Genomic DNA, 13,079 nt, shown 5'->3' on the forward strand with positions numbered 1-13,079 from the left:
GGCAGCTGGCCGGCAGCAATCGGCGAGTCAGGCTTCAGGCCTATTCGACCAGCGCTGCGCCAGCCATTGCAGATCTTCCGGGCGGGTGATCTTCAGATTATCCGCTCGGCCTTCGACCAGGCGCGGCGACTGCCCGGCCCACTCAAGCGCTGAAGCTTCATCGGTGATCGCCACCTTCCTGGCCAGCGCACCGGCAAGCGCCTCTTCAAGCGCACCGAAGCGAAACATCTGCGGTGTATAGGCCTGCCAGATCACACTACGGTCGACGGTCTCCCGTACTCGACCATCAGGCCCTACACGCTTGAGCGTATCGCGCACCGGTACGGCGAGCAGGCCACCCACCGGGTCGTTCGCCAACTCGGCCAACAGCCGGTCCAGATCTTCACGGATCAGATTGGGACGCGCCGCATCGTGCACCAGCACCCAGTCGTCGGCAGCAGCCCCCAACTTGCCGAGCAAGCGTAAGCCGCTCAATACCGAGTCGGCACGCTCGGCGCCGCCTGCAGCACGATGAATTCGCGAATCGCTGGCGCATGCAAGGGATGGCCACCAGGGATCATCCTCGGCCAAGCTGACCACCAACCCAAGCAGGTTCGGATGGCCGAGAAAACAGTCGAGCGTGTGTTCGAGGATCGTCCGCCCGCCCAGCTGCAGGTATTGCTTGGGTCGGTCAGCGCGCATGCGACTGCCTACTCCGGCGGCCGGAATCACTACCCAGAACGACGGCGACCGGCTCATTCGGTGAGCTGATAGAGGGTTTCGCCCTCTTTCACCATGCCCAGCTCCTGGCGGGCGCGTTCCTCGACTGTCTCCATACCTTGCTTCAGCTCCATCACTTCGGCTTCGAGAATGCGATTGCGCTCCAACAGACGCTGGTTTTCCCCCTGCTGCTCGGCAATCTGCCGGTTCAGAGCGCTGACCTGAGCCATGCTGCCGTCACCCACCCAGAGGCGATACTGAAGGCCGCCCAGCAGCAGGATCAGAACGACGAACAGCCAGTAGGGAGTACGCATCGACGGCATGAAATGAATTCGGGTGGTTTCCAATGATGATGTAAACGCCAGCGGCGACATAGTCCGACCTCATCTATCGCCAATTGATCCGGGCTGACATCGAAACAGACTTCGGCTCACAAAAAAGGGCGGCTTACGCCGCCCTTTCTACCACGTCGAGTTTAGCCGCGGAACTCGGCGCGGCCCTTGTAGGGAGCCTTCCCGCCCAGCTGCTCTTCGATGCGCAGCAGCTGGTTGTACTTGGACACGCGATCCGAACGGCACAGCGAACCGGTCTTGATCTGACCAGCGGCAGTACCAACAGCCAGGTCGGCGATGGTGTGATCTTCGGTTTCACCGGAACGGTGAGAGATCACTGCCGTGTAGCCGGCGGCCTTGGCCATCTGGATGGCTTCCAGGGTCTCGGTCAGCGAGCCGATCTGGTTGAACTTGATCAGAATCGAGTTACCGATGCCCTTTTCGATGCCTTCCTTGAGGATCTTGGTATTGGTCACGAACAGATCGTCGCCAACCAGCTGGACTTTCTCACCGATCTTGTCGGTCAGCACCTTCCAGCCAGCCCAGTCGGACTCGTCCATGCCATCTTCAATGGAAATGATCGGGTAACGCTGAGTCAGACCTGCCAGGTAGTCAGCAAAGCCGGCCGCATCGAACACCTTACCTTCACCGGCCAGGTCGTACTTGCCATCCTTGTAGAACTCGCTGGAAGCGCAGTCCAGAGCCAGGGTCACGTCAGTGCCCAGCTTGTACCCGGCCTTCTCAACCGCTTCGGCGATGGCGCCCAGTGCATCTTCGTTGGAGGCGAGGTTCGGTGCGAAACCGCCTTCGTCACCCACCGAGGTGCTCAGGCCACGGGCCTGCAGTACGGCCTTGAGGTTGTGGAAGATCTCGGTGCCCATGCGCAGAGCATCGGAGAAGGTCTTGGCGCCAACCGGCTGAACCATGAACTCCTGAATGTCGACGTTGTTGTCGGCATGTTCGCCACCATTGATGATGTTCATCATCGGCACCGGCATGGAGTACTGGCCAGGAGTGCCGTTGAGATTGGCGATATGCGCGTAGAGCGGCAGATCCTGATCCTGCGCAGCAGCCTTGGCTGCAGCCAGGGATACGGCGAGGATGGCGTTGGCACCCAGCTTGGCCTTGTTCTCGGTACCGTCCAGTTCGATCATCGCGCGATCCAGAGCCTTCTGATCGTCCGGGTCCTTGCCCAGCAGCAGATCACGGATGGGACCGTTGATGTTGCCGACAGCTTTCAACACGCCTTTGCCCATGTAACGGCTCTTGTCGCCATCACGCAGTTCCAGCGCTTCGCGCGAACCGGTTGACGCACCGGAAGGTGCACAGGCGCTGCCGACGATGCCGTTGTCGAGGATCACGTCCGCTTCCACAGTGGGGTTGCCACGGGAGTCGAGAACTTCACGCCCTTTGATGTCGACGATCTTTGCCATTTTTTATTAACACTCCGTAGATAGCTACAAGGCTTCAAGCCGTTTCGATTGGCGAAAAATTCTTGATCAGATCATCCAGCTGCTTGAGCTGGGTAAGGAAAGGCTCGAGCTTGTCTAGCCGCAGCGCACAAGGGCCATCGCACTTGGCGTTGTCCGGGTCCGGATGGGCTTCGAGGAACAAACCGGCAAGCCCCTGGCTGAGACCGGCGCGAGCCAGTTCGGTCACCTGAGCACGGCGACCGCCGGCAGAGTCGGCACGACCACCGGGCATCTGCAACGCATGGGTCACGTCGAAGAATACCGGGTAGTTCATCTGCTTCATGATGCCGAAGCCGAGCATGTCGACTACCAGATTGTTGTAGCCGAACGATGAGCCTCGCTCGCAGAGAATCAGGCGATCGTTGCCTGCTTCCTCGCACTTGGTGAGGATGTGCTTCATTTCCTGCGGCGCAAGGAACTGAGCCTTCTTGATATTGATCGCCGCACCGGTCTGGGCCATGGCCACCACCAGATCGGTTTGCCGCGAGAGGAAAGCTGGCAGCTGGATGATGTCGCAGACATCGGCCACTGGTTGCGCCTGATAGGGCTCGTGCACGTCGGTGATGACCGGCACGCCGAAGGCCTGCTTCACGTCCTCGAAAATCCGCATGCCTTCTTCCAGTCCCGGGCCACGGAAGGAGTTGATGGAGGAGCGGTTGGCCTTGTCGAAGCTGGCCTTGAACACGTAGGGAATACCGAGTTTTTCGGTCACCTTCACGTAGGTCTCGCAGATCTGCAGCGCCAGATCGCGGGATTCCAACACGTTCATGCCGCCGAACAGGACGAACGGCTTGTCGTTGCCGATCTCGATATTGCCGACGCGAATGATCTTCTGACTCATGCCTTGCTCGCCTTGTAATCCAGCGCTGCCTGAACGAAACCACTGAACAGCGGATGCCCATCGCGCGGCGTGGAGGTGAATTCCGGGTGGAACTGGCATGCCACGAACCACGGATGATCCGGCGCCTCGACCACTTCCACCAACGCACCATCACTGGAACGGCCGGTGATCTTCAGGCCGGCTTCCTGCAGCTTCGGCAGCAGGTTGTTGTTCACTTCATAACGATGGCGATGGCGTTCGACGATGCGCTCCTGGCGATAGCAGTCGTACACCTTGGAACCAACTTCCAGACCGCACTCCTGAGCGCCCAGACGCATGGTGCCACCCAGATCGGAGGCGTCGCTGCGGGTTTCCACGGCGCCAGTGGCATCGGCCCACTCGGTGATAAGACCGACCACCGGATGCTCGCTGTCCTTGTCGAACTCGGTGGAGTTGGCATCAGTCCAGCCCAGCACATTGCGAGCGAACTCGATTACCGCCACCTGCATGCCAAGGCAGATGCCAAGGTAGGGGATCTTGTTTTCGCGAGCGTATTGAACGGTGGCGATCTTGCCTTCCACGCCTCGCAAACCGAAGCCACCCGGAACCAGAATCGCGTCCATGCCTTCCAGCAGGCCGGTACCCTGGTTTTCGATGTCTTCGGAGTCGATATAACGGAGATTCACTTTGGTACGGCTCTGGATGCCAGCGTGGCTCATTGCCTCGATCAGAGATTTGTAGGCATCCAGAAGTTCCATGTACTTGCCGACCATGGCGATGGTGACTTCTTTCTCCGGGTTCAGCTTGGCATCCACCACGCGATCCCACTCGGAAAGGTCGGCACCACGGCATTCGAGGCCGAAGCGCTCGACCACATAGTCGTCCAGACCCTGGGCATGCAGCATGCCGGGAATCTTGTAGATGGTGTCGGCGTCCGGCAGGCTGATCACTGCGCGCTCTTCAACGTTGGTGAACAACGCGATCTTGCGCCGCGAGGACAGGTCGATCGGCACTTCGGAACGGCACACCAGCACATCCGGCTGCAGGCCGATGGAACGCAGCTCCTTCACCGAATGCTGGGTCGGCTTGGTCTTGGTCTCGCCGGCGGTGGCGATATAAGGCACCAGTGTCAGGTGCATCAGCATGGCGCGCTTGGCGCCCACTTCCACGCGCAACTGGCGAATCGCTTCGAGGAACGGCTGCGACTCGATGTCACCCACGGTGCCGCCCACTTCCACCAGGGCCACGTCGGCATCGCCGGCACCCTTGATGACGCGACGCTTGATCTCGTCGGTGATGTGCGGAATGACCTGAATGGTCGCACCCAGATAATCACCACGGCGCTCACGGCGCAGCACGTCTTCATAGACGCGACCGGTGGTGAAGTTGTTGTTCTGGGTCATGCGCGTGCGGATAAAACGCTCGTAATGGCCCAGGTCGAGATCGGTTTCGGCGCCGTCGTGGGTGACGAACACCTCACCGTGCTGGAACGGGCTCATGGTGCCCGGATCGACGTTGATGTAAGGGTCCAGCTTGAGCATCGTGACCTTCAGGCCCCGCGCCTCCAGGATGGCTGCCAATGAAGCCGAGGCGATGCCTTTCCCCAATGAAGAAACAACACCGCCCGTGACGAAGATGTAGCGCGTCATGAAAAACCCTAGAAGTCTGCGTTAAGCGGTCAGCGCCGCCGGGGGAAAGCAAAAGAAGCCGTTGCGCCCCAGGCGGCAACAGCGCAACTGCCGCGGATTCGAAGAAGACCGCAGAAGTTGTATTGAGACGGGAGCGTAGTCTACTTGAAAGACCCCATCAGCTCAAACACACATCACGCCGGAGGCGTCCAGACAAATGACGCCGCCGTCACGTTCAGATATGGCAGGTTGGCCACTGCGATCAGCTCTCCTTCACAGTAAAGAAGCGGCCATCGGGAGCGCAGAAAACCGGGAACGGCTGACTCATTGAACAGACGCTTCAGATCACGACGGCCGCGACCCGGCAACCTCATTACTTCGCCACCCTTCCGGTAAGCCACCCTGTATGCGCCCGGCCCCGCCCCTTCCAGGCTGACGCTGCCGTTCGCCGGCAGACTCAACGCAGCAGCCGTATCTGGCCATGCCAACTCGCCTGCAACCGGCTCAAGCCAGGGTCCGGACAGCCACCACAAACGGTTTCCTGCGCGATGCAATTCACCGCCCGCCAGGCGCCAGCACGGCGTCGCAGCCTCGGCAGCATCGCGCAGGGCCTGCCAGCCGGCCCAATGGTCCGTGTCCGGCAGACGGGTTAGCGGACTCAGCCAGTGACGCAGCGCGTTGCGCTGGCGAGCCGGACTCAAAGCACGAAGCATGGACAGATCGAGACTATGCAATGGCAGCCAGGGCCACTCCGGCGAACCTTGCGCATCCTTGAGATCCATCTCCGCCAGTTCATCAAGCAGCGACTGCGCCTCGCCAAGGTGCGCCGCGGCTCGCGCCATATTTCCCGACGCCTGCGGCCAGCGCTGTTCCAGCACCGGCATTACCTGATGGCGAAGGAAGTTGCGCGAATGCTCGATGGATTGATTTGAGGGATCCTCGACCCATTGCAGCTGATGCTCAAGCGCCCAGTTCTCCAGCTCTGAACGCGCCACCATCAGCAATGGGCGCAGCAGACGCCCCGAGCCCAGCGCTCGACTCTCGGGCATTGCCGCAAGCCCGCGCACACCGGCTCCACGCATAAGACGAAACAGCAGGGTTTCCGCCTGATCATCGCGGTGCTGCGCGGTCAGCAACAGCTCACCGTCCGTCAGACGGGAGGCGAAGGCCGCATAGCGTGCCTCACGCGCGGCCTGCTCCAGACTTGCACCTGGCCGGACCTGTACCTGCATGATCTGCAACGGCACACCGAGCTTCGCGCAGAACTGCCGGCAGTGCTCTGGCCAGGCATCAGCCGCAGGCTGTAAACCGTGATGAATATGGATTGCGGAAATCGGCGGAAGCCGATGTCGCTCGGCAAGTTTTACCAGGGCGTGAAGCAGAACTGTGGAATCCAGCCCGCCTGAAAACGCAACGCGCCAGGCCGAAGCCTGGCGCCATTGTGAAAGCGCTTCTAGAAGGCGGGATTCCAGAGTCACCTGTCTCTCACCTTGCGTGTCGCTTGCGCTGATTACTGCTGAAGGCCGTAACTCATCAGACGCTCGTAACGACGGGCCAGCAGCGCATCGGTATCGAACCGCTTGAGCATATCCAGTTGCGAGGTCAACGCCTCACGAATGGATGCAGCGGTTACCGCCGGGTTGCGATGCGCACCACCGAGCGGCTCCGGAATGACCTGATCGACAATGCCCAGATCCTTCAGGCGCTCAGCCGTCACACCCATGGCTTCGGCAGCTTCCGGCGCCTTCTCGGCGGTACGCCAGAGAATCGAGGCACAGCCTTCCGGCGAAATCACGGCATAGGTGGAGTACTGCAGCATGTTCAGCTGATCACAGACACCGATTGCCAGGGCACCACCGGAACCACCCTCACCGATAACGGTGGCGATGATCGGCGTTTTCAGCCGTGACATTACCCGCAGGTTCCAGGCGATGGCCTCGCTCTGGTTGCGCTCTTCCGCGTCGATTCCCGGATAGGCACCGGGCGTATCGATGAAGGTCAGGATCGGCATCTTGAAGCGCTCGGCAAGCTCCATCAGGCGGCAGGCCTTGCGATAGCCTTCCGGACGCGGCATGCCGAAGTTGCGACGCACCTTCTCACGCACTTCGCGACCCTTCTGATGGCCGATGATCATCACCGGCTCGCCGTTCAGGCGCGCGGTACCACCAACAATGGCAGCGTCGTCCGAAAAGTGCCGATCGCCGTGCAGCTCTTCGAACTCGGTGAAGAGATGCTTGATGTAATCGAGGGTGTAGGGCCGCTGCGGGTGGCGGGCCAGGCGAGCGATCTGCCAGCTGGTCAGATTGCCGAAGATGCTCTCAGTGAGCGACTCGCTCTTGTCCTGCAGGCGGGTGATTTCTTCGCCAATGTTCAGCGAATTGTCATTACCAACCAAGCGCAACTCTTCGATCTTGGCTTGCAGGTCGGCGATCGGCTGTTCGAAATCGAGAAAATTCGGGTTCATAGTCATCCGTCATGCGTCGACGGCCAGAAGGGCCGGGAAGCTGTTCCGTTTTTTGCGCCCTACCTTACGGGACGGACGCATTCAGGTCGAACAAAAAATGTTCGCAATCATGACTCGATCGAGATCGGGTCGCTTGGGTAACGGCCGGGTCATGCGCCAGTTTCTCTGGCGATGACACGATGCTGGCCGCTATCGGTATTGCAGGAAGACGTTGTCGCGCCCGAACTGGTCACGCAATGCCTGAATCAGGTTGTCCGCCGGGTCGATTCTCCAGCTCTCGCCAAACTGCAGCAGCGCTTTCGCGTCGCTGCCGGTGTACTCCAGGGTAATTGGACAGGCGCCGCGATGACGACCACAGACGTCGGCCAGCCAACGCACTCGATCACCCTTGAGCGCCTCACTGGCGACCCTGACCCGCAAGCTCTCGGCCAGCCCGGTACGCGCCTCTTCCAGGCTCATCACGCGCTTGGCACGCAGGCGCAGCCCTCCGGAGAAGTCGTCATTGCTGACTTCACCTTCCACGACTACCAACGCATCGGTCTGCAGCAGTGCCTGGGCCGTATTGAACGCCTCAGCGAACAGCGAGGCTTCGATGCGCCCGGAGCGGTCGTCCAGGGTGATGAAGCCCATCTTGTCACCCTTCTTGTTCTTCATCACTCGCAGGTTGACGATCAAGCCGGCAACCGTCTGGGTATCACGCGCCGGGCGCAGATCGATGATGCGTTGACGGGCGAAACGACGCACTTCGCCTTCGTATTCGTCGATCGGGTGGCCGGTGAGGTACAGGCCCAGGGTGTCCTTCTCGCCCTTCAAGCGCTCCTTGAGCGTCAGTTCCCGCGCCTTGCGGTGGTTGGCATAGACATCCGCCTCGGGCTCGGCGAACAGGCCGCCGAAGAGATCCATATGACCGCTTTCCTCGCTACGCGCCGTCTGCTCGGCGGCCTGGATCGCCTCCTCCATGGCCGACAGCAATACAGCGCGATTCTGGTCGATGCCGGCTTGGTAGAGCTTCGGGTCATCGGAGAAGTACGGCCCCAGTCGGTCCAGCGCACCACCACGGATCAAGGCTTCGAGAGTGCGTTTATTGATGCGTTTGAGGTCCACTCGGCTGCAGAAGTCGAACAGGTCCTTGAACGGCCCACCCTCGCTGCGGCATTCGACGATGGCTTCCACCGGCCCTTCGCCCACGCCCTTGATCGCCCCAAGGCCATAGACGATTCGCCCGTCATCGCTGACGGTGAACTTGTATTCGGAATTGTTCACGTCCGGCGCATCGATGCGCAGCTTCATGCTGCGGCATTCCTCGATCAGCGTGACCACCTTGTCGGTGTTGTGCATATCCGCCGAGAGCACCGCCGCCATGAATGGCGATGGATGATGCGCCTTCAACCAGGCCGTCTGATAGGACACCAGGCCATAGGCAGCCGAGTGGGACTTGTTGAAACCGTAACCGGCGAACTTTTCCACCAGGTCAAAGATGTTGCCTGCCAGATCGGCATCGATTCCGTTCTTCTTGCAGCCCTCGATAAAGCCGCCGCGCTGCTTGGCCATTTCCTCGGGCTTCTTCTTACCCATGGCACGGCGCAGCATGTCGGCACCGCCGAGGGTGTAGCCAGCCATGACCTGGGCAATCTGCATCACCTGTTCCTGATACAGAATGATGCCGTAGGTAGGCGCCAGTACCGGCTTGAGGCCTTCGTACTGGTAGTCGGAGTGCGGATAGGAGATTTCCGCGCGACCGTGTTTGCGGTTGATGAAGTCGTCGACCATGCCCGACTGCAGCGGGCCGGGACGGAACAGCGCCACCAGTGCGATCAGGTCCTCCAGACAGTCGGGCTTGAGCTTCTTGATCAGCTCCTTCATGCCACGCGATTCAAGCTGGAAAACGGCTGTGGTTTCAGCCTTCTGCAACAGCGAGAAGGTGGGCTTGTCGTCCAGCGGGATGAAGTCGATATTCAGCGGCTCCAGGCCCTTCTTGGCCTGCTCGCGGTTGATCGTCTCCATGGCCCACTTGATGATGGTCAGAGTACGCAGGCCAAGGAAGTCGAACTTGACCAGCCCCGCGGCCTCGACGTCGTCCTTGTCGAACTGGGTGACCAGGCTGCCACCCTCATCATCGCAGGCGATAGGCGCAAAGTCGGTCAACTTTGTCGGTGCGATCACCACGCCGCCGGCGTGCTTGCCGGTACCACGGGTGATGCCTTCGAGCTTGAGCGCCATGTCCCAGATTTCCTTGGCGTCTTCATCGACGGCAAGAAAATCGCGCAGCGGCTCCTCCATCTCGTAGGCTTTTTCCAGGGTCATACCCACTTCGAAGGGGATCATCTTCGACAGACGGTCAGCCAGCCCGTAGGACTTGCCCTGCACCCGCGCGACGTCGCGTACCACCGCCTTGGCCGCCATGGTGCCGAAGGTAATGATCTGGCTGACTGCGTTTCGACCATACTTCTCGGCCACATACTCGATGACCCGGTCGCGGCCATCCATGCAGAAGTCGACGTCGAAGTCGGGCATGGAAACCCGCTCGGGGTTGAGGAAGCGTTCGAACAGCAGATCGTAGGCCAGCGGGTCAAGATCGGTGATCTTCTGCACATAGGCCACCAGCGAACCGGCACCCGAACCACGCCCCGGCCCCACCGGTACGCCGTTATTCTTGGCCCACTGGATAAAGTCCATGACGATCAGGAAGTAACCCGGGAAGCCCATCTGGATGATGATGTCGAGCTCGAAGTTCAGACGGTCGACATACACCTGCCGCTTTGCTTCGTAGTCGGGCGTTTCCCTGGGCAGCACTACCTTCAGCCGCTCTTCGAGACCATCGAAAGAGACCTTGCGGAAATACTCATTGATGGTCATGCCTTCCGGCACCGGGAAGTCGGGCAGGAAGTAGGTGCCCAACTGCACCTCGATATTGCAGCGCCTGGCGATTTCGACGGTATTTTCCAGCGCCTCGGGCAGGTCGCTGAACAGCTCGTACATTTCCTCGGGAGTTTTCAGATACTGCTGGTCGGAATAATTGCGCGGCCGGCGGGAGTCATCGAGGGTCCGGCCTTCACCAATGCAGACGCGAGTCTCATGGGCTTCGAAGTCGTCCTGCTTGAGGAAGCGCACATCATTGGTCGCCACCAGCGGCGCCGGGCAGCGCTGGGCCAGCGCTACGGCAGCATGCAGGTACTCCTCATCATTCACCCGGCTGGTTCGCTGCACTTCCAGGTAGAAGCGATCAGGAAACACCGACTGCCACTCAAGCAACAAGGTTTCTGCCAGCGCCTCATCGCCGTTGAGCAGCGCAAGCCCGACCTCACCCTCCCGAGCACCCGACAGGGCAATCAAGCCCTCACTGGCGGCCTTGACCCAATCCCGCTCGATGATCACCAGGTCATTGCGCTGCCCCTCGGTCCAGCCCCGGGAGATCAGCTCGGTGAGGTTGCGATAGCCCTGAGTATTCATTGCCAGCAAGGTCATCCGGCTCAACGGGCCGTCTTCCTCGCGACTGGCCAGCCAGATATCGGCGCCGCAAATCGGCTTGATCCCCGCCCCTTGCGCCGCCTTGTAGAACTTCACCAGGGAGCACATGTTGCTCATGTCGGTGACTGCCACCGCCGGCATCCCCGCCGCCGCCACCGACTTGATCAGAGGCTTTACGCGCACCAGACCGTCAACCAGGGAGTATTCGGTGTGCAGACGAAGATGGACGAACGAAACGGGCATGACTGAACCTGGACGCGACTTACTGGAGGGCAGCGATTGTAGCGGAAAGCGTCGCTGCGGGGCGTCGGGCAACACCTCAGGATGGACGGTCGGCAGCTGATGAGTTCATCTGCCCGGCTGACGCTACCCAGGATCCTGCTGCGCCGCTAACCGCAGCTCGAGAGAGGTCACCATGCATCGGCCCAGCGCGAGCCGGACCGCAGAGTCTTATGGCGTTTCGAGCATCAGCTCCAGCACCCTGCGCACCGGCGCGAAGCTGCGACGGTGAATCGGCGTGGCCCCAAGGCGCTGCAGAGCTTCAAGATGAACGGGGGTCGGGTAGCCTTTGTGGCCGCTCAGGCCGTAGCCGGGATAGATCAGATCAAACGCCTGCATTTCGCGGTCACGGCTGACTTTGGCCAATATCGACGCAGCCGCGATTGCCGGCACCTGCGCATCGCCCTGAATGACCGGCGCACAGGGGACCGACAGCTGCGGACAACGGTTACCGTCGATCAGCGCCAGTTTCGGCCTGATAGCAAGCCCCTCTACAGCGCGCTGCATGGCCAGCATGGTTGCGTGGAGGATATTGAGGCGGTCGATCTCCTCAACTTCGGCACGGGCGATGCACCAGGCCAGGGCCTTTTCGCAAATCTCGTCGAACAGCGCTTCGCGCTTCGCTTCAGTGAGCTTCTTCGAGTCATTGAGCCCGCTGATGGGACGCAGAGGATCGAGAATCACCGCAGCCGTGACCACAGGCCCGCATAGCGGCCCGCGACCCACCTCGTCGACGCCGGCCACCAGCTCCTCAACCAGACTGAAATCCAGCCCCATCTGCATCAGTTTGCCTCGACCAGCTCAAGCACCGCCTGAGCAGCCCGGTTCGACGCATCACGGCGCAAGGTACGGTGAATGGCGTCAAAACCTTCCGTCTGCACCTCACCATCGCTCAGCAAGGGTGATAATAGTTGTGCCATGGCCTCTGGCGTTGCCGCATCCTGCAATAGCTCGGGCACCAGCAGGCGCTGTGCAAGCAGATTGGGCAGCGCAACGTAGGGGCTTTTAACCAGTCGCTTGAGAATGGCGAAGGTCAGCGGCGCAACGCTGTAGGCCACCACCATCGGACGCTTGTACAGCAGCGCTTCGAGCGTCGCCGTACCGGAAGCAATCAATACTGCGTTGCAGGCAGCGAGCGCTTCGTGGGAGCGGCCATCGAGCAGAGTCAGCGGCAGATCGCGCCCGACCAGCATTTGCTCAAGCTGAGCACGCCGCTCGGGGCCAGCGCAGGGCATCACAAAATGAATGCCCGGGCGCATCGCCCGCAAACGATCAGCTGCGTCGAGGAACAGCTCGCCCAGACGGCCCACCTCGCCTCCCCGGCTGCCGGGCATCAAGGCGACGACATGGCCTTCCCGGGGGAGATTGAGCGCATCACGCGCCAGATCTCGGTCAGACTCCAGCGGAATAGCATCGGCCAGCGGATGACCGACGAAACAGACCGCTACCTGATGTTCCTCGTAGAACTTCGCTTCGAAGGGAAACAGCGTAAGCATCAGATCGCAGGCGGCGCGAATCTTCAACACACGCTTCTGCCGCCAGGCCCACACCGAAGGGCTGACGTAATGAACGGTCTTGATGCCGGCCTGCCGCAGCTTCAGGGCCAGGTCCAGGTTGAAATCCGGCGCATCGATGCCGATGAACACATCGGGCCGCAGCTCACTCAGCGTCTGCACCAGACGCTTGCGCCGCTTCAGCAGCTCCGGCAGACGCCCAAGCACTTCCACCAGCCCCATTACCGACAGGCGTTCGATCGGAAAGTAGGACTTCAGTCCCTCAGCCTCCATGCGCGGCCCCCCGACTCCGACGAAACGGACATCGGGATGCTGGGTCTTGAGTGCCTGCATCAGGCCCGAGCCGAGGATGTCACCGGAAGCCTCTCCGGCGACCAGCGCTACCAACAGGGGCCGGGACACG

10 protein-coding genes are annotated in these 13,079 nt (G+C 60.9%); all 10 read right to left on the minus strand.

Features of this window, described 5'->3' with window-relative positions:
* Positions 1–27 precede the first annotated feature (27 nt).
* Complete coding sequence (gene ispD / locus BN1079_RS07210) at positions 28–738, minus strand: 2-C-methyl-D-erythritol 4-phosphate cytidylyltransferase (RefSeq protein ID WP_037023292.1); 711 nt, start codon at positions 736–738, stop codon at positions 28–30.
* The gene (gene ftsB / locus BN1079_RS07215; protein ID WP_037026683.1) at positions 735–1,013 is read right to left on the minus strand and encodes a cell division protein FtsB; all 279 of its coding nucleotides are present in this window, start codon (positions 1,011–1,013) and stop codon (positions 735–737) included. The genes ispD and ftsB overlap by 4 nt, the downstream gene beginning before the upstream one ends.
* 161 nt (positions 1,014–1,174) lie before the next feature.
* Complete coding sequence (eno, locus tag BN1079_RS07220; RefSeq protein ID WP_037023293.1) at positions 1,175–2,464, minus strand: phosphopyruvate hydratase; 1,290 nt, start codon at positions 2,462–2,464, stop codon at positions 1,175–1,177.
* A gap of 34 nt (positions 2,465–2,498) precedes the next feature.
* Positions 2,499–3,344, minus strand: a complete 846-nt coding sequence (gene kdsA, locus BN1079_RS07225; RefSeq protein ID WP_037023294.1) for a 3-deoxy-8-phosphooctulonate synthase — start codon at positions 3,342–3,344, stop codon at positions 2,499–2,501.
* Positions 3,341–4,972 (minus strand): CTP synthase, encoded by a 1,632-nt coding sequence (locus tag BN1079_RS07230; RefSeq protein ID WP_037023295.1) that lies wholly within the window; start codon positions 4,970–4,972, stop codon positions 3,341–3,343. The genes kdsA and BN1079_RS07230 overlap by 4 nt, the downstream gene beginning before the upstream one ends.
* A 173-nt stretch (positions 4,973–5,145) precedes the next feature.
* The gene (tilS, locus tag BN1079_RS07235) at positions 5,146–6,429 is read right to left on the minus strand and encodes a tRNA lysidine(34) synthetase TilS (protein WP_037023296.1); all 1,284 of its coding nucleotides are present in this window, start codon (positions 6,427–6,429) and stop codon (positions 5,146–5,148) included.
* 32 nt (positions 6,430–6,461) lie between these two features.
* Positions 6,462–7,415: an acetyl-CoA carboxylase carboxyltransferase subunit alpha gene (locus BN1079_RS07240; RefSeq protein ID WP_037023297.1), complete on the minus strand. Its 954-nt coding sequence runs from the start codon at positions 7,413–7,415 to the stop codon at positions 6,462–6,464.
* A 189-nt stretch (positions 7,416–7,604) separates the two neighbouring features.
* Positions 7,605–11,126 carry a DNA polymerase III subunit alpha gene (gene dnaE / locus BN1079_RS07245; RefSeq protein ID WP_037023298.1) on the minus strand — a complete coding sequence of 1,174 codons (3,522 nt, stop codon included), beginning with the start codon at positions 11,124–11,126 and terminating at the stop codon, positions 7,605–7,607.
* Between the two features lie 207 nt (positions 11,127–11,333).
* Positions 11,334–11,945 (minus strand): ribonuclease HII, encoded by a 612-nt coding sequence (gene rnhB, locus BN1079_RS07250; RefSeq protein WP_037023300.1) that lies wholly within the window; start codon positions 11,943–11,945, stop codon positions 11,334–11,336.
* Positions 11,945–13,078: a lipid-A-disaccharide synthase gene (gene lpxB, locus BN1079_RS07255; RefSeq protein ID WP_037023302.1), complete on the minus strand. Its 1,134-nt coding sequence runs from the start codon at positions 13,076–13,078 to the stop codon at positions 11,945–11,947. The genes rnhB and lpxB overlap by 1 nt, the downstream gene beginning before the upstream one ends.
* Position 13,079 lies beyond the last annotated feature (1 nt).

Origin of the sequence: Pseudomonas saudiphocaensis, assembly GCF_000756775.1 — a bacterium.
Classification (GTDB): domain Bacteria; phylum Pseudomonadota; class Gammaproteobacteria; order Pseudomonadales; family Pseudomonadaceae; genus Stutzerimonas; species Stutzerimonas saudiphocaensis.

Bases quoted from the DNA above. Each gene is read 5' to 3' on its own strand.
- eno (WP_037023293.1), bottom strand. From the start codon at position 2,464: ATGGCAAAGATCGTCGACATCAAAGGGCGTGAAGTTCTCGACTCCCGT.
- ftsB (WP_037026683.1), bottom strand. From the start codon at position 1,013: ATGCGTACTCCCTACTGGCTGTTCGTCGTTCTGATCCTGCTGCTGGGC.
- BN1079_RS07230 (WP_037023295.1), bottom strand. From the start codon at position 4,972: ATGACGCGCTACATCTTCGTCACGGGCGGTGTTGTTTCTTCATTGGGG.
- dnaE (WP_037023298.1), bottom strand. From the start codon at position 11,126: ATGCCCGTTTCGTTCGTCCATCTTCGTCTGCACACCGAATACTCCCTG.
- BN1079_RS07240 (WP_037023297.1), bottom strand. From the start codon at position 7,415: ATGAACCCGAATTTTCTCGATTTCGAACAGCCGATCGCCGACCTGCAA.
- ispD (WP_037023292.1), bottom strand. From the start codon at position 738: ATGAGCCGGTCGCCGTCGTTCTGGGTAGTGATTCCGGCCGCCGGAGTA.
- rnhB (WP_037023300.1), bottom strand. From the start codon at position 11,945: ATGCAGATGGGGCTGGATTTCAGTCTGGTTGAGGAGCTGGTGGCCGGC.
- kdsA (WP_037023294.1), bottom strand. From the start codon at position 3,344: ATGAGTCAGAAGATCATTCGCGTCGGCAATATCGAGATCGGCAACGAC.